The sequence below is a fragment of the Flavobacterium flavipigmentatum genome (assembly GCF_020911905.1).
GTDB classification, from domain to species: Bacteria; Bacteroidota; Bacteroidia; order Flavobacteriales; family Flavobacteriaceae; genus Flavobacterium; species Flavobacterium flavipigmentatum.
The window spans coordinates 261,606-279,249 of the sequence record NZ_CP087133.1 but is presented as its reverse complement, the minus strand read 5'-3'; the positions used below and the strand labels follow the sequence as shown (position 1 = coordinate 279,249).

The window sequence follows — 17,644 nt, the reverse complement described above, 5'->3', positions numbered from 1 at the left end:
GCAAAAAAATATGAAAAACCTTTCGTGGTTTAATAAAATAATGTTCTTTTTGAATATAGTACTGACGGTCTTGACTTTTAGTGTCTATGTCTTGCCATTTCTGGCGCCCAAAAGTTTTCCGTTATTGTCGGTACTCACGCTTTTTATGCCCGCCTTTTTTGTGCTCAACGGTTTGTTCTTCGTTTATTGGGGAATCCAGTTTAAAAAACGCCTTATTTTGTCTGGTTTGGTGTTGTTAACCGGAATTACTTTTATAAGTAAGTTTTACAAATTTTCGGCAAAAGAATATGTCCAGGACGAAAAGGATTTCTCTGTCATGAGCTATAATGTTCGTCTTTTTAATGTGTTTAAATGGCTGCAGCGAGATGATATTCCGTCTAACATAAAAACATTTATAGATGATAAAAATCCGGATATTTTATGCATTCAGGAATATTCAAACTCGGCTCATATTGATCTGAAAGTATATCCGCATCGCTATATTTTTATCGAAGGTGATCAGATAAAAACAGGTCAGGCCATTTTCTCTAAGTTTCCTATTTTGTACGAAGGGAATATTGTTTTTCCAAAATCAAATAATAATGTGATTTATGCCGATATCAAAAGGGGAAAGGATGTTATTCGTGTGTACAATATGCATTTGCAGTCTATTAAAATTTCTCCCGATGTCAATGAGATTTCGGATAATATAGATAATGTAAATCAGCAAAAATCACAACTTATTTTTACCAGAATTAGTAAAGCATTTAGACAGCAGCAGGAGCAGGCAGCAGTTTTTAAGGAAAATATAAAGGAATGCAAATATCCAATTATTATTTGCGGAGACATGAATAATAGTCCGTTTTCGTACGTTTATCGCAATATAAAAGGCAAACTGAAAGACTCTTTTGAAGAAGCTGGAGAAGGCTTTGGAGCTACTTATAAATTTAAATATTATCCAGCTCGTATCGATTATATTTTTGCAGATAGCAAGATGAAAGTGAAGCAATTTGAAAGTTTTTCTGATTTTGAAAATTCTGACCATTATCCTGTAATGGCAAGGCTATCTATGGAATAAAATAACAGAAAAAATTCTAAAAATAGAAATCTCACGAACCAACTACTTATAAAACAAACAAACATACATATAAGAATAGTGATCGCTTATTTTACTGCTATCTTCTGTGATTTTAAGTAATCTAATGCAAATTTACCTTCATTAAAAAGTAAATCTAAAATACTGAGATTGTTGATAAAGCCATGTTTGTCATCAAAAACCTGTGGATATTTTTCGAACAAATTAAGGTCTTTTTTGCCATTTGCCAAAGGTCTGAAATCAACCAAATTATTCACTTCATGAAAATATTCAGTTGTTTTACTAAAATCTAATTTCAGTCTCATACATTTCGTCAAAAGGTCTAAAACTTCCATATTTAAGTCCATCAAGAAGGTGTGTTTTTTTTCGAAAATAGGTCGAATATCATCTTCAAAAAACTCAAAAAACGGTGAACTTCTATATCCTGCTTCTAAAGATTTAAAATGTTGTTTTTGCCAGTCAAATTCATTTTCTATCAGGACATCTTTTGTTTTTTGATGTAGTGTTTTAGAATGTTTTATGGGTATATTCAGAAGCTGAATTCCGTTTGGACTATAAATGTAGGTACGATTTCGATTAGTTTGTTTCTGAAAATTATCTTCCATTTCAAAAGTTAAATTTTCAGATTGCACCATAATCGCAAAATGACTGATAGACGGAAAATAGGTAGGAAGTAGTAGAGAGTTCATTGTAATTTTTGTTTAATTGGTAAATCGTTTAATCGTACTCTTAAAGAAACGATTAAACGATTTACCAGTGCAACGAATAATTTTTTTTATGCTTTATTCTCTTTTCTTTTTCTCCATAAAAACTCACCAACAAAATAAGCAGCAAGCAGAATTAAGAAATATTTGAAGTACGATTGAGGTTGTCCTTCTCCGCTCACAGTAGTAAAAACTCTGTCCCAGCGAATTTTGTTTATTCCTTTTCCGTTGCTATCCCAGCTCATCCAAATAAAAACTGGTTTTCCTACAATGTGGTTTTCAGGTGTGTATCCAAAATAACGTGCATCTAAGGAGTTATGACGGTTGTCTCCCATCATCCAGTAATAATTTTGTTCGAAAGTGTAGCTCGTAGTCGGTTTGTCATCAATAACAATTTGATCGCCGTTAACAACTAATTTATGTCCTTCATAATTGGTAATAATGGCTTTGTACAGCGGAAGATTTTCTTTTGTCAAAGTAATGGTTTTTCCGGCTTGCGGGATGTAAATTGGGCCCATATTATCGCAGCTCCAATTGTTGGTTGTAGAAGGTTTTCCGTCTTGATAATCAGGAAATATACCGTCTTCCGGCCCTTTTTTGATTTCTCTATTTATAGCTGTTACTCCAGGTGTGTTTTTGATTCTTTCTGCACTAGCTTGTGTCAGGGCAGTAAAAATTAAGGTGTCTCTTTTCTGAACATCCGGGAAATAAGCACCATCTGTAATGTCTAATTCTTTGGCCAGAGACTCAAAATCTATAGGTGTTTTGCCGTCTAAAGCAACTGCATACGAATACTGTGGTTTTGCTCTTTCAGGTAAAATAAGTTCTTTGCCATTAATAAAAACAATACCGTCTTTGATCTGCAACTGATCGCCAGGAATCCCTACGCAACGTTTTACATAGTTGGTTTTTTTATCAATAGGTTTGTAATAACTTTTGTCGGGACGAATGTACATATTAAAAGCGGTGTCTGTTGGCCAGTTAAACACTACAATGTCATTGTTCTTTATTTTTTCTAAAGCGGGTAGTCTGAAATAAGGCAATTGCGGTCTGCTTAAATACGATTTGATTTTTACAAACGGAATAGTGTCATGCACCATTGGAAACGCAACTGTTGTCATTGGAGTTCTAGGGCCGTAATTTACTTTGCTTACAAAAAGAAAATCTCCAATAAGTAGGGATTTTTCTAATGATGCTGTTGGAATAGTAAAAGGTTGTACCACGTATGTATGTACCAAAGTTGCCACAATAATCGCAAAAAGTAAAGAGCTTACCGTATCTGCAGTCCTGTTTTCGGGAGTTAATTTTCTGTCGCTATTGTATACTAGTTTTTGTGTATAATTTACATAATAGATATAAAATCCCAAGGTGAAGATTCCTAGAAAAGTGTCTGCAGTTGATTTTTTTCCGAAGGTTTTCAACGTTTCTACCCAAACGACAGGAAACATGATGAGGTTAATAATCGGAATAAAAAGCAATAAAGTCCACCAAGTTGGTCGACTGATGATTTTCATTAAAATAATTGAATTATAAACAGGAACGGCGGCTTCCCAGCTTTTTCTTCCGGCAGCCTGATATAATTTCCAGGTTCCTAAAAAATGGATTACTTGTACTGCTAAGAAAAAAAGAAACCAGTGATTGATTGTCATAATATTTTTTTTAAAGTTTAAAGTTTAAGGCTTTTTAAAAAATTAAAATGATACCTTAAATGTTTAAAATCTGTTTATTTTAAGTTTAATACGTCTTTCATGGTAAAAACACCTTTTTTGCCTGCTAGCCATTCTGCGGCAATAACGGCTCCTAGCGCAAAACCTTCACGATTATGTGCCGTATGTTTGATTTCGATGCTATCAACAGTAGAATTGTATGTTACGGTGTGAGTTCCGGGAACATCACCGATTCTTTTGGCCTCGATAAAGATTTCATCTTTTTTGGCTTCTTCCAAAGTCCATTTCGCGTAAGCGCTATTTTCTATAACTCCTTTTGCAAGGGAAATAGCAGTTCCGCTGGGAGCATCTAGTTTTTGAGTATGATGAATTTCTTCCATCGACACATTGTAAGAGTCAAATTGAGACATGATTTTGGCCAAATATTCATTCAATTCGAAGAAAATATTGACGCCCAAGCTAAAATTTGAACTTGAGATAAAACCGCCTTGTTTTTCGTTACAAAGAGTTACCATTTCGTCATAATGTTCTAACCATCCTGTTGTTCCCGAAACTACTGGAACATTGGCGTTAAAAGAGTTCGAAATATTGTCTACAGCAGCAGTTGGCACACTAAAATCTATGGCGACATCGGCGGTCGAAAGTCCTTCAAAAGAATTGGATTCATCCTTTTTTAAAACAATTTCATGACCTCTTTCTAAAGCAATTCTTTCGATTACTTTACCCATCTTTCCATATCCTAATAATGCAATTTTCATTTTGTATTTTTTTATTAATTTTAGATAGCAGTGCTATTTAGAACTTGTAATTAAAAGTTAGTCCAACGTTTGGTTTAAACGTTACATCGTTGGGGTAAATTTCGGGATGCATGGACAATCTTTCATTTACATTAAATTGAATTAAATGCGCGTCTACATTGGCATCTATAATGTTTAAAGCGTAAAAAGCGACTACAAACAAAGCCGATAAATCTCTGTTTCGCTGATAGAATTTTTGTCCTGCAATCAGTCTGCTTTCGTCCAGATAGTCATATTTACCTCCGGTTCCGATACCATTTCCTTCGAGCCTTCTTTTATATTCGTTGCGATAATCGCGGTATTTTTTATTATTGTCGATATAAAAATATAAACTTGTACCAATTGCTCCGTACACGAGCGGAATTTTCCAGTATTTTTTGTTGTATGCCTGACCTAAACCAGGTAAAATGGCCGAATAAAAGGCAGCTTTGGCTGGTGTAAGCGGGTCTATTTCTTGCAATGCAACAGTGTCTTTAACAATCAAAACCGCATCTTCTTTTGCCTGAGCAAAAAGAGAAACGGTTCCTATAAGAAAGAACAAGAAACTTATGGGGACAATTTTATTCACTATCCGTTTATTAATTTTATGATTCGATTAAAGTCGGCTTCAGAATTAAAAGGAATTGTAATTTTTCCTTTTCCGTTACCAGCGACTTTTATATCAACTTTCGCACCAAAATAATCAGTGATAGCGTTTTTCTTCTCTTCTTCAATGGCAAAAGAAGATTCTGGTTTTGCTTTTCCTTCTACTTTTGGTTTCAGACTTTCATGATAATTTTTAACCAAAGTTTCCGTCTCTCGAACTGATAAATTTTGGCTGACAATTTTTTGATAAATATCGGTTTGAATGTCTAAATCTTCAATATTGATGATGGCTCTACCGTGTCCCATGCTAATAAAACCGTCACGAATACCCGTTTGGATAATTGGGTCTAATTTTAAAAGGCGCAAATAATTGGCAATTGTAGAGCGTTTTTTTCCTACTCGTTCACTCATTTGTTCCTGTGTCAATTGAATTTCATCAATCAAACGTTGGTACGAAAGTGCAATCTCGATAGGGTCTAAATCATGACGCTGAATGTTCTCCACCAATGCCATAACCAAAGATTCGTTATCGTTGGCAATACGAATGTAAGCGGGAACTGTCGTTAAGCCAACCAAAGTAGAAGCACGCAAACGACGCTCTCCAGAAATTAATTGGTATTTGTTGAAGTCTAATTTCCGAACAGTAATAGGTTGAATGACACCAAGTTCCTTGATAGAAGTCGCTAATTCTCGTAAGGACTCTTCATTAAAATTACTTCTAGGCTGAAAAGGATTTATTTCTATAGCACTTATTTCAAGCTCAATAATATTTCCAACAACTTTGTCAGCATTTTTGTCCTCTACTGATGTAATGTCGTTTTCCGGATCTTTTAATAATGCCGATAATCCTCTTCCTAAGGCTTGTTTTTTAATTGCTTTTGTCATAAAAACTATTTGCTGTTTTTCTTTATAATTTCTTGAGCTAAATTGATATAATTAATCGCTCCTTTGCTGGTGGCGTCATAATTGATGATGCTTTCTCCAAAACTTGGAGCTTCGCTTAATTTTACATTTCGCTGAATGACGGTTTCAAAAACCATGTCGTTAAAGTGTTTCTGAACTTCTTCTACAACCTGATTGGATAATCGTAATCTGGAATCGTACATGGTTAGCAATAATCCTTCGATGTCAAGATCGGGGTTGTGAATTTTTTGAATACTTTTTATGGTATTCAATAATTTACCTAATCCTTCTAATGCAAAATATTCGCACTGGATAGGGATTACGACAGAATCTGCAGCTGTCAAAGCATTTAAAGTTAGCAAGCCTAATGATGGAGCACAATCAATGATAATAAAATCATACTCATCTTTAACACTTTCTAATGCTTTTTTTAGCATGTATTCTCTGTTTTCTTTATCGACCAACTCGATTTCAATGGCAACAAGATCAATGTGAGCAGGAATCACATCAACGTTAGGGGCCGAACATTGAATGATGGTTTCTTTGGGTGTGTGGCTGTGTTCAAGTATTTGGTAGGTTCCAATCTCAACAGATTCTACATCAATACCAAGGCCAGACGTGGCATTTGCTTGAGGATCAGCATCTATTAATAATACTTTTTTTTCTAAAACACCCAATGAGGCCGCTAGGTTTACTGATGTAGTAGTCTTTCCAACGCCTCCTTTTTGATTAGCAATCGCAATGATTTTGCCCATTTATTTTCTGAATTTTGAACCGTAAAAATACAATTATTTATGGTTTCTGAAAATCTATTTTGTTAACATTTAATAAACTTTGATGAACCGTTGTTTGATAGGTCTTAGGAAGAATTTATTTTTAACAGAATTGTAATTTTTTTTCAAAATCAACAAATCTAAAATGCTTTTTTTAGTTAAAAAACAACTTCAAATTGAGTATTAAAGAAAGCAAAAGAAGAATAATTGATGTGTGAGGACAATTTTGATCAAAAAAAAAGTCTTTCCAATTTTTTTGAAAAGACTTTTGTCGGGGTGGCAGGATTCGAACCTGCGGCCTCCTGCTCCCAAAGCAGGCGCGATAACCGGGCTACGCTACACCCCGTAAGCGGTTGCAAATATAGCAATAAATTTCTTTTACAAAAGGAAAAAGAGCAAATAAATAAAACTTATTTTCTAATAGTTATTTTGGATTTGTTTTGGCTGGAAATTTTTATAATTAAGTTTACCTTTGTTCCATCAAAAAACATTAATACGATCACACTATGTCAGATACAATCGAAAAAATTAAATGCTTAATTATTGGTTCTGGTCCTGCCGGATATACTGCTGCAATTTATGCTGCCAGAGCAAATATGAATCCAGTTTTATATCAAGGAATGCAGCCAGGTGGTCAATTGACTACGACTAATGAGGTTGAAAACTGGCCTGGTAACCCTGAGGGAATAACTGGTCCGGAAATGATGATTCAGTTGCAAGAGCAAGCCCGACGTTTTGGTACTGATATTCGTGATGGTTGGGCAACTAAAGTTGATTTTTCCGGAGAGATCAAAAAAGTTTGGATAAACGATACAATCGAATTGCACTGTGAAACAGTCATTATTTCTACAGGAGCTTCGGCAAAATATTTAGGATTACCTTCTGAACAACATTATTTGCAAATGGGCGGAGGAGTTTCGGCTTGTGCAGTTTGTGATGGATTTTTCTACCGTAATCAGGAAGTGGTAATCGTTGGGGCAGGAGATTCTGCCTGTGAAGAGGCTCATTATTTGTCTAAACTTTGCAAGAAAGTGACAATGTTGGTAAGAAGCGAAAAATTCAGAGCTTCAAAAATCATGGAAGAACGTGTTCGTAAAACCGAAAATATTGAGATTTTGATGAATCACGATACAGTTGAAGTTTTAGGAGATCAGCAAGTGGTTCACGCTATAAAAGCAATGAATAAAACAACTGGAGAGGTTTTTGAGATTCCTGCAACCGGATTTTTTGTTGCAATTGGTCATAAACCCAATACAGATATTTTTAAAGATTACATTACTCTTGACGAAACGGGTTATATCATTAATACTCCGGGAACATCAAAAACAAATGTTGAAGGTGTTTTTGTAGCCGGTGATGCTGCTGACCATGTGTATCGTCAGGCAATTACCGCTGCGGGTACAGGTTGTATGGCGGCGCTGGATGCGGAACGTTATTTAGCTTCAAAAGAATAAATTTTTAGAGGTTTAAATAATTTCAGGTTTCAAGTTTATTAGAACGTAAAATTTCGAGTAAAAAAAATCCCATTCTATTATCGAATGGGATTTTTTTATAGGTGTAGTAACCTGAAACTATTTACTAATCTTCTTAATCAATTTTGCTTCTTCGCTAAATCGGGTCAGTTCTATTTTAGGATTTCCGTAAAGGGTAACTTCAGATTTGTCTCCTGCAGCTATTGAAATTCCAATTTCTGCAAAAATAGTGGCAGTAGAATAACTCTCTGCAACAAGAGAAGCTTGCTTTATAGAAAGTTTTGTTCCTGTAAAAGTAGTATTATTGTCTAAACGTATGCTTCCTTTTTCAACAAAACCTTCAAGAGTCGCTGTTCCTCGTTGGTACTGATCACACTTAAATTCTTTGGCAGTAATTAATGCTTTTACAACAGCATTTTTACTCAATTGCAAGTTACCATTGTCTGCTTTCAAATTCAATTCGGTTTTTGTTTTGTCGTCTACTACGAGACTAAATTTTTTAGAATTTACATTCAAAAATAATTTAGAATAATCATAGGCATTGATCGTCAAATCGTCTAATGTAAGTTCTTGAATAGCATAAATAATGGCTTCATTTTTGGCAATTGCTTTTTTAAGTGAGCTAGTGTACGTCACGCGAACACTTAGTTTTTTAAAAATAGAAGATTCTTTAGAAGTATATAAACGAAGCGTTTTATCTCTCAAATCCATTCCGATAATATCATGTAAATTGTCATCGGCTTCAATTTTTATTTCGTTTTTTTCTCCTCTTTCCAGATACAATTCGATGTTGTCATCTACCTCAATGGCATCAAAATCACCAACTTCTTTTATCGAAGTCGTTACGATTTTAGATCCTTTTATCTTCTCTCTCTTTTGAGCAAATGATGTAGCGGTTACTACTAACAGTAAAAGTAATATGCTGATTTTTTTCATTTCGTATTTAATTTGATTTTCACAAATATAAAAAAATCATCCACTTTTGATGAATGATTCCTTTATATTTTATAACTATTTTAAGTTTAACCTTTACTGATGCTTCCGCCAGAATGTGAACTTTTTTCAATGATTTTTGGAGTTGTATCATAATTAATGCTTCCTCCGCTTGAAGCTTCTGCTTTAAGTTTTACTATCGGATGAATGTTTACACTCGCTCCGCTTGAGGCTTCAGCTTCGATCTCGTTTGCTAATAATTTTTCTGCATTAATACTAGAACCGCTTGAAGCAGAAGTAACCAGTTTTAATGCTTTTCCTTTGATGCTAACAGAACTTCCGCTACCAGAATCCAGAGAAATTGTATCAGATTCTATCGTCACATCCATCGTGGCGGCACTCGAAGTTTCTAAATCAATATCTTGCCCTTCGATAGTATTTTTACTGCTTACAGCTGCGGCACTCGATGCTTCAATTTGATCAATAATCGGCATTTTTACAAGTACTCTTCTGGTTGCGTTGCTAAAAGATCCGTGTTCGCTGCGAATCACCAATGTACCCTCCTCAACCGAAACCGAAATTTCTTTTTGTACATTATCATCTGCTTCTACAATGATTTCCGTGCTGTCAGATTGTTCTATTACCAATTCGATTGCGTTGCTTACAGACACTTTTTTAAATTCGCCCTGCACTATTCTTTTTTCTTTGGTTACATTGCCGCTTCCTTCGATAGCGTTGACATTAAAATTACAAGAAGCAAATAATAATGCGGTAATCGTTGCAATTAAAAACTTGGTTATGTGTATGATTATTTTTATCATGACTTAATTAATTTTAATTATTACTCCGTTTTTATCAGTGGTTAATTTTCCTGAGCTTTTTTTACCGTTTAAAACTTCTTTACCATTTATTTTTATCGAAACTTCTTTTACTGTGTCATTTTCGATATCATTCTGTTCCTCAACATCATTGTATTCATTCTCGTCTTCAGGGCAGTTTAAACATTTTATATTCGAATTTTGAACTTTATAAATGTAGTTTCCACTAAAATGTAAGTTAAAAAATGAATCATCAGAATTGTCATAATCTTGTACAGACGTGTCTGGTTTAAACAATTGTCCTTCTGGTAAGTACAAATATACATCAACTTCCTGACCTCTGAATTTATTTTTTACATCTGTTAAAAAATAATTATCCAATACCAAATGATTTCCGTTAATCTGAACTTTATAATTTATCTTCTCGGCTCTTTGTTTTGCTGCAATAAGCGAATTTCCTCTGGCACTTTTTTCTATCTGCAAATAAGGCGTTGCTTCATCTGTGTGTAAAACATGCAAGCGCACATCTGTAGAATAAATCAGCTGATTGTTGGCAGAGTCTTGTACAAATTCAAAATCTCCGTGGTGATCAAGATCTTTGGCAAAATAATCATTGTATCTAAATTTTACATACAAGGTATCTTTTGCGGTAATGTTGATTGCTTTTTTCTCAACCGATTTATTATCGTGCGAAATTTCAGTTGCTTGTTTGATTCCGATACTGATTGCAATTGCTACCGAAATGATCCAAACCGCAAGTAAAGTGTATTTTGCAATATTGCCTATTGTTTTAATGTTTGGAGCCAATAGTTTAAAGCCTAAAAGCGTCAAAAAGAAAAACGGAATTCCAACAGCAAAGAACATCAATAAGCCAAATGACCAGATAGGATATTCTGTAAAATTACCAGCTTCTACAAAGTTTTGCCAAGGAAAATCAATAAAAATATTAGTTCCCAAAGTAAAAACTCCAATTAAAAGCAGAATCAAAGTTGTGATTCCGGCCATGATCAAAATAACGCCTAAAAATTTTGCGAAGATTTTAAAAACGGTCATTATAAAGTCTCCAAACGAACTACTTATTCTCTCAGCTCCCGACTTTACCTGGTTTCCCATTTGGTCATAATCAGCATTTTTAAAACGGTCAGATAATGACTCAATTTCTTCACGTACTTTTCTTTCGATATTCGAAATAGTAACCGGCTCGCCAGTCATTTCCAATTTCTCAGAGGTTGTAACTGCTTCAGGAGTTACAATCCAAAGTACAAAATAGGCTAAGATTCCAGTTCCAAAACCAGCAAAAACAAAGATCAGGAAAAGCACTTTTATCCAAACGGCTTCAATTCCAAAATAATGTCCCAACCCAGTTGCTACACCTCCAATCATACCGTTTTCTTTATCTCGGTATAATTTTTTGTTTTTTCTCGTAGCGCTATTATTAAACGATTGATTCGATTTTGTATCGTCTTCAATGATGTAATCTTCTGGTTGTCCCATCACTACAATTACCTCATCAACATCTTTTAAACCCACAACGTGTTTTTCGCTTTTTTGTTTCTCTGTAAGTAATTCAGAAACACGCATTTCGATGTCTTTAATGATCTCGTCTTGTCCGGATGAGTTGTTCAAAGAACGTTTTATGGCGTCAAAATAGCGCGTTAATTTTAAGTATGCATCTTCATCAATGTGAAAAAACATGCCTCCTAAGTTTATATTTACTGTTTTGTTCATGACTATTGGTTTTGTTGATTGGTGATTAGTTTTACAGCATCAGACAATTCTGTCCAGGTACCGCTAAGTTCGTTTAAAAAAGTTTGTCCTATCTCGGTTAATCCATAATATTTTCGCGGTGGCCCTGAAGTCGATTCTTCCCATCGATAATTAAGTAAGCCGTCGTTTTTTAATCTAGTCAGAAGCGGATAAACCGTTCCCTCAACAACTAGTAATTTTGCGTTTTTTAAAGTGTCTAATATTTCTGAGGTGTAGGCATCTTTTTCTTTCAATACAGATAAGATGCAAAACTCAAGAACACCTTTGCGCATCTGTGCTTTTGTGTTTTCAATGTTCATAATTTCATTTTGTTTTTTTTAGATTGAACAATTCGTTTTTTGATTGATGATGATGATTGATGATTGTTTTTTTAGGAGCTGTTTCCTGCTATTCGCTGTATCTTTTTCTGGCTAAAGGAGCCAGAAAAAGGATGCCGCTTCTATCAGGGCTAGTGCTCTTGTATTTCAAAATAACTTTTAATCTTTTTACGGATTACTTTATAAAGGGTATCGTCATTGGATATTTATATAAATCTCCGTTTGAAGTTTTTATAGCAGCATAAATCACTAAGAAAAACTCCACAATTTTTAATAGCCCAAAAAGTAAAACCGCTGTCGCACCAATACTTAATAATCCAATATTTCCTTCAAAATTAAAGTTTCTGATTACGTAGTTTTCATTGTGCATAAATGCTTCAATTGGAATGTTTTTTAACACTACTGCGACAAAAATCGGAATAGCGATCAAAGCCAAAATTAAAGTGTAAAGCAATAAACTTAACTGAAAGTTTAAGGTCTGTTTCCCGTGGTGATTCACAAATTCTGACTTTCCTTTGTAATTTGTCCAGATTAAAATCGGAAAAATATAATTCCCAAACGGAATGAAGTACTGACTTAAAGTGCTTAAGTGTGTGAACGTTGCAATATTCTTTTCTGATGTGTTTTCCATGATGAGTGGTGTTGATGTTTCCATGATTAAAAGTATATAGTAATTTCTTATGCAAATATATATCTAAAAGACAGTACTTTGTTTCGCATAGTACCAAATGTTAACAAAATTTTAACACTTTAAAAATTTTAAATATGCTTTTAGATTGTTGAAAACTATCATAAATCCCCGATTTTATTGGCTTCTTCTGAAAGTAACTGTAATTTGTTGTGCGTGCATAGTTTTTTTGTATTTTTACCTAAAAAAGATAAACAATGGCAATTTCAGTTTCAAAACTTAACAAATTTGTATTATTCAAATTACCATCTGCCTTCATTTGTGGGGTGCGCGTAAAAGCAATTAGCGAAGAAAGCTGTAAAGTAAGTGTAAAGCACCGTTGGATCAACCAAAATCCGTTTAATTCGATGTATTTTGCAGTTCAAGCTATGGCTGCCGAACTCTCAACTGGCGCATTGGTAATTTCACAAATTCAAGAAAGTGGGAGAAAAATTTCTATGCTGGTAGCCAATAACAAGGGAAACTTTACCAAAAAAGCAACCGGAAGAATCACTTTTGTTTGCAATGACGGTCATCTCATAGCCGACGCCATCAAACAAACCATCGCAACAGGCGAGGGGCAAACCTTTTGGATGAAATCTATCGGAACTGACGAAAAAGGCATTCAGGTCTCAGAAATGGATTTTGAATGGAGCGTTCGCCTGAAATAATAATTTCCGAAATCAATTAAGGAGCACATAAAAAGCCCCCAAATAGTCTCTGACTTTTTGGGGGCTATTCAATTTTAGGGGCATTTTTATTGAGTAAAAAGAAGTTGTTATTTTTTAACTATTTTAAAACTTTCGCTGCTTCCATTTTCAAAATTTATCCGAACAAAATAGATGCCGCTCTCAACATTGGTTGGCTGTACAAGAATTTTTGAATCTAATCTGCTTTCAAAATCTTGCTGCCATACTTGTATTCCACTTGGGTCGAAAATAGTTATTCTTGCCTTGTTAAAGGATGCGTTATTCAACTCAATTGTAAAGACATCGCTGAAAGGATTTGGATAAACACTAAACAATTGGTTTTTCTTCAATTCAAAATCATCATTTCCTAAATTAGGGCTGTAAGTACCAGCTTCATTATTGTTTTTGTCTAGAGAAGTAACTACTATAAATTTGGTATCCACTTGGTTTTGCGTTAAAGTGTATTGATTTCCTGCTGTAATCTCAATTATTTTCGAACCATCATCTTTATTGGTAACCGCTTCGGCGGTATTGCTAAAAGCATAAATCACATATTTTGAAGGTAAATCCCCATCAGCGGCAGCAGCTGGAGTATCCCAGCTTAATGTTGTTCCATTAATTTTAATATTAGTTGGTGGGTTCGGGCAAATGGCATCTTTGCCAGTAATTGGGGGAGCAAAAGATTTGTATTTGTATTCTGCAGCAAGAAGATTAGTGTTGATTGATTTAGAATTGTTTTTTATTGAGGTATAGCTGTAAGCGATTTGCCCAAAAGTGGCATTCATAGAGGCCACTCTGTTTTGAATTGTCTGATTTTGTAACTCAGCTGAAAGCCAGTTATTTGAATCGTCCATTTTGTAATAGGCCTGACTTACATATAATTGTTTGTTTTTTGCTTTTACTTGGTCATTCCACCATTGCGAAAGGCTTATATAATCTTGTGCACCAGTAATTTTCCAATACAACTGTGGGGCCAGATAATCAACTTTTCCAGCATTTAACCAGGCAATCGGATCATAAAATAAATCATTATAGGTAGAATTTCCAGATATGCCCGTTGGTGTTCCAGATTTCCAGATTCCTGTTGGGCTTACTCCAAAAACAATGTTTTTGTTCAGGTTGGTATTAATTGCCTGTATGGCGTCGTAAACCATTGTGATCATTTTATTGCCATTCTCTCTCCTCCAATCTCCCAGACTAAGTGCAGCGGGATTATTGTCAATATAAGCTTGATTGTCCTGATTGTTTGGTGCAGCTGTCATTGCACCACTAGGATAAAAATAATCATCAAAATGTATTCCGTCTACATCATATCGTGTTGCAATATCCTGTACAATCGATACGATATAATCTCTTACCTGCGGAATTCCTGGGTTTAGAATCTTTAGATTAGCGTTATTGGAAGCGGTAAATACCCAAGAAGGGTTTTTAATTATCGGGTGATTGGATGCGTTGGCATAAGTACCGTTTTTAGCCCTGTAAGGATTGATCCAAGCATGTAAATCGAGCCCGCGCTTATGTGATTCGTTGATGGCAAATGTCAAAGGATCCCAAACTGGGTTTGGTGCTGTTCCCTCAGTTCCTGTTAAATAATTAGACCAAGGTTCTATCGCAGAAACATAAAGTGCATCACTTGCTGGGCGAACTTGCAAAAAAACAGTATTATAATTATTGGTTTTTAAGTGATCCAAAATAGTAATCAACTCGTTTTGTTGTGCTTGCTGCGTAGCGAGAGTAGTACCTTTGGTAGTTGGCCATGTCAGGTTGAATACGGTGGGAAGAAAAACGCCTCTTAAATCCCTTTTTGGGGTCACTTTGCTAAATTCATTGTCCTGTGGACATTGAGAATTTGCAATGAAGTAGCATAAAATAAGACAGCTAGTAAAAGCAGTCTTTAGTTTTGGTAGCGTAATTTTTTGCATGTTGAATTAATTTAAAATTTGTGGTTTTTTTAGTTTGTTGATTGATTTTCAAGAGATAAACTTAATAAATATTTTTAAAAGCAACAATTTATAATGCATTTTTATTGTTTTTAAAGTATAATAACGCAAAATAACGCAAAAAATAATAACGAAATATTTATTTTACTAGCAGTTACAACATTTGAATTCGTATTATTTTTGATAAGAAGAGAAAATGGAACCATAAAAAAACGCCTCAATTTCTTGAGACGTTTTATCGAATTTGTATCTAAGTTGCATCCAACGGGTTTCTGTAATAATTTTCTAATAATTCAGATTAACCCCAAAACCAACTCCCATATCGCTATCATAATGCGTAGTGACTCCGAAGTTTCTGGCCACGATATATTTTAAACCGGCCATATATTCACGGTCGGTATTCCACATAACATTCATTCGTAAACGTCTCGAAAGCGGAATATCTTTTCTTTCAAACTGAACTCTCAAATTTCCATCTGTATAAACTTCAACCTGAGCTTTTACAAGCATTGGCAGAGTATACTCGATACCCGCACTAAAAACCGAGCGATTGTCTTTGGTGCTGGATTGATTAAAAATATTTTGCTCGTTGTCGCCCATTTCCATTTTACGATAGCGCCAGTCAAAACCTATAAAAGGCATCAGCCATTGCATTTTGCCAATATATCGGCCAATATGTGTTTCTGTTTCGTAACCGTGTTTGTCATTATAACCCAATCTCCATTCGGTGCCAATGCTCCAGCGCGTGTTGCTAAACATTGCTTCTCCATCATTTCCGTTGGAAGCAAAATCATTTTCAGCCATAAAATGGAACATTCGATCATCCATTTTTAGCATTTTATACGCCATTTTCGGATCATGAATCAGCGGATTTGGAGCTGAATTTTCATAACTAAAAATACGCCCCATTCCAGCCATCATGTGGTATAAAATATGGCAGTGAAAAAACCAGTCACCATCTGCATTTGCCTGAAATTCTATGGTATCAGTTTCCATTGGCATAATATCGATCACATTTTTCAGCGGAGAATAATCGCCGTGTTCATTCAAAATTCTAAAATCGTGCCCATGCAAATGCATCGGATGACGCATCATAGAATTATTGTACAACACAATTCGAACATTTTCACCTTTTTTAATCAAAATTTTGTCGGTTTCAGAAACCACTTTATTGTCTAAACTCCAAACGTACCGATTCATGTTTCCGGACAATTCAAAACGCAATTCTTTTACCGGTGCCTCTTTTGGCAACGTAGTTTTGGTTGGAGATTTCAGCATTCCATAATTAAGAGTTGTGATTTCGGCGACAGCTGTTGTATCGCTTTCTTCCGTTGTCATTTTCATGCCTTCCATATTGTGGCCAGAATGATTTTTAACTTTTTCAGATTCATCATCTCCCGAAATTTCAGGATACATTACAGCATTCATGTCCATTTTGTTTAGAGACATTTTCATGCCCATATCGTTCATTTCACCATTCATTTTCATCATGTCATTCATCATTTTCATCCCTTCAAAATATTTTAATTTTGGAAGAGGTGCAACAGGCTGTTTGGTTCCGCTTCCCAAAAATAATGACGCAGATCCCGTTCGATCTTCCGCTGTAGCCAAAAAAGCAAATGATTTTTTTTCTTCAGGAATCGTAACCACAATGTCATAGGTTTCAGAAACGGCGATAATCAGTCGGTCAACTTCTACGGGCTCGACATCGTTGCCGTCGCTGGCAACAACAGTTATTTTTCCGCCTCCGTAAGTCAGCCAGAAATAACTTGAAGCTCCTCCGTTGGCAATTCGTAATCTAACTTTATCACCAGCTTTGAATTGCGGCAACTGATCTTCATTTTTTCCATTAATTAAAAATTTTTCATAATAAACATCACTAACGTCCATGGCATTCATGCGTTTCCATTCGTTGGTGATTTTTGTCGAAAACTGATCTTTTTTGATGGCTTCGGCGTAACTTTGTGTTGTGCCTTTTTTTATTGCAAACCAATCGTTGGCATTGTGCAGCATTCGCTGGACATTTTCAGGTTTTAGATCCGTCCATTCGCTTAAAATAACGGGAACTGTTGGTAAATCATCGATTCCTTTTCTAAAAGTTGAATCGGCTGCTTTTTTGTTGATGATAAAAAGTCCGTACAAACCAATTTGTTCTTGCAAACCCGAATGGCTGTGGTACCAATACGTTCCGTTCTGGATAATTGGGAAAGTATATTTGTGTGTAGTGCCCGGTTTAATGGGCATTTGAGTCAGATACGGAACTCCATCTTCTTTATTGGGCAGGAATAATCCGTGCCAATGCAAGGCCGTATTTTCTTTTTTTAGATCGTTATGCACATAAATTTCTGCAATATCGCCTTCGGTAAAAGTTAATGTCGGCATCGGGATTTGTCCGTTAACACTGATAGCGCGTTTTTCTTTTCCAGAAAAATGTACCAAAGTGTCGCGAACGTGCAAATCATAACGAATCACTTTTTGGGCTTTTACACTAACAGTTATCAAAATAAAAATAATAATAGTATGCAGTTTCATATAAT

The 17,644-nt window shown here is 35.1% G+C and carries 16 protein-coding genes and 1 tRNA gene; 3 read left to right on the top strand and 14 right to left on the bottom strand.

Annotation, left to right across the window (positions count from 1 at the left end):
* The first annotated feature begins 10 nt into the window (after positions 1-10).
* Complete coding sequence (locus tag LNP22_RS01375) at positions 11-1,057, top strand: endonuclease/exonuclease/phosphatase family protein (protein ID WP_210667333.1); 1,047 nt, start codon at positions 11-13, stop codon at positions 1,055-1,057.
* Positions 1,058-1,143: 86 nt separating this feature from the next.
* On the opposite strand, the gene LNP22_RS01370 is transcribed toward LNP22_RS01375, so the two are convergent.
* From LNP22_RS01370 to LNP22_RS01340, 7 genes are all read right to left on the bottom strand, one after another.
* On the bottom strand, positions 1,144-1,764 hold the full coding sequence (locus LNP22_RS01370) for a WbqC family protein (protein ID WP_229974972.1): 621 nt from the start codon (positions 1,762-1,764) through the stop codon (positions 1,144-1,146).
* An 86-nt stretch (positions 1,765-1,850) separates the two neighbouring features.
* A complete protein-coding gene (gene lepB / locus LNP22_RS01365; RefSeq protein WP_229974971.1) occupies positions 1,851-3,428 on the bottom strand; it encodes a signal peptidase I in 1,578 nt (525 codons plus the stop codon).
* A 74-nt stretch (positions 3,429-3,502) separates the two neighbouring features.
* Positions 3,503-4,204, bottom strand: coding sequence for a 4-hydroxy-tetrahydrodipicolinate reductase (gene dapB / locus LNP22_RS01360; RefSeq protein ID WP_229974970.1), 702 nt, complete (start codon positions 4,202-4,204; stop codon positions 3,503-3,505).
* A 37-nt stretch (positions 4,205-4,241) separates the two neighbouring features.
* Complete coding sequence (locus LNP22_RS01355; RefSeq protein WP_210667329.1) at positions 4,242-4,811, bottom strand: DUF5683 domain-containing protein; 570 nt, start codon at positions 4,809-4,811, stop codon at positions 4,242-4,244.
* The gene (locus LNP22_RS01350; protein ID WP_210667328.1) at positions 4,811-5,713 is read right to left on the bottom strand and encodes a ParB/RepB/Spo0J family partition protein; all 903 of its coding nucleotides are present in this window, start codon (positions 5,711-5,713) and stop codon (positions 4,811-4,813) included. Before LNP22_RS01350 ends, LNP22_RS01355 begins: the two co-directional genes overlap by 1 nt.
* A 5-nt stretch (positions 5,714-5,718) precedes the next feature.
* Positions 5,719-6,486, bottom strand: a complete 768-nt coding sequence (locus tag LNP22_RS01345) for a ParA family protein (protein ID WP_210667327.1) — start codon at positions 6,484-6,486, stop codon at positions 5,719-5,721.
* A gap of 289 nt (positions 6,487-6,775) precedes the next feature.
* Positions 6,776-6,850 (bottom strand) — tRNA-Pro (locus LNP22_RS01340).
* A gap of 160 nt (positions 6,851-7,010) precedes the next feature.
* On the opposite strand from LNP22_RS01340, the gene trxB reads away from it, so the two are divergent.
* A complete protein-coding gene (gene trxB / locus LNP22_RS01335; RefSeq protein ID WP_210667326.1) occupies positions 7,011-7,958 on the top strand; it encodes a thioredoxin-disulfide reductase in 948 nt (315 codons plus the stop codon).
* Between the two features lie 117 nt (positions 7,959-8,075).
* On the opposite strand, the gene LNP22_RS01330 is transcribed toward trxB, so the two are convergent.
* The 5 genes from LNP22_RS01330 to LNP22_RS01310 form a co-directional block, all read right to left on the bottom strand.
* On the bottom strand, positions 8,076-8,912 hold the full coding sequence (locus LNP22_RS01330) for a GIN domain-containing protein (protein ID WP_229974969.1): 837 nt from the start codon (positions 8,910-8,912) through the stop codon (positions 8,076-8,078).
* Positions 8,913-8,998: 86 nt separating this feature from the next.
* Entirely contained in the window at positions 8,999-9,730 is a 732-nt protein-coding gene (locus tag LNP22_RS01325) for a head GIN domain-containing protein (RefSeq protein ID WP_229974968.1), read from the bottom strand.
* A 3-nt stretch (positions 9,731-9,733) separates the two neighbouring features.
* A complete protein-coding gene (locus tag LNP22_RS01320) occupies positions 9,734-11,455 on the bottom strand; it encodes a PspC domain-containing protein (RefSeq protein WP_210667323.1) in 1,722 nt (573 codons plus the stop codon).
* A gap of 2 nt (positions 11,456-11,457) precedes the next feature.
* Complete coding sequence (locus tag LNP22_RS01315; RefSeq protein ID WP_133507917.1) at positions 11,458-11,793, bottom strand: PadR family transcriptional regulator; 336 nt, start codon at positions 11,791-11,793, stop codon at positions 11,458-11,460.
* A gap of 193 nt (positions 11,794-11,986) precedes the next feature.
* Positions 11,987-12,466, bottom strand: a complete 480-nt coding sequence (locus LNP22_RS01310) for a DUF4870 domain-containing protein (RefSeq protein WP_229974967.1) — start codon at positions 12,464-12,466, stop codon at positions 11,987-11,989.
* A gap of 230 nt (positions 12,467-12,696) precedes the next feature.
* On the opposite strand from LNP22_RS01310, the gene LNP22_RS01305 reads away from it, so the two are divergent.
* On the top strand, positions 12,697-13,149 hold the full coding sequence (locus LNP22_RS01305; protein ID WP_229974966.1) for a DUF4442 domain-containing protein: 453 nt from the start codon (positions 12,697-12,699) through the stop codon (positions 13,147-13,149).
* A gap of 107 nt (positions 13,150-13,256) precedes the next feature.
* Here LNP22_RS01305 and LNP22_RS01300 read toward each other — a convergent pair whose 3' ends face one another.
* Both LNP22_RS01300 and LNP22_RS01295 read right to left on the bottom strand, forming a co-directional pair.
* A complete protein-coding gene (locus LNP22_RS01300; RefSeq protein ID WP_229974965.1) occupies positions 13,257-15,089 on the bottom strand; it encodes a family 10 glycosylhydrolase in 1,833 nt (610 codons plus the stop codon).
* A 303-nt stretch (positions 15,090-15,392) separates the two neighbouring features.
* A complete protein-coding gene (locus tag LNP22_RS01295; RefSeq protein ID WP_229974964.1) occupies positions 15,393-17,639 on the bottom strand; it encodes a multicopper oxidase family protein in 2,247 nt (748 codons plus the stop codon).
* Positions 17,640-17,644 lie beyond the last annotated feature (5 nt).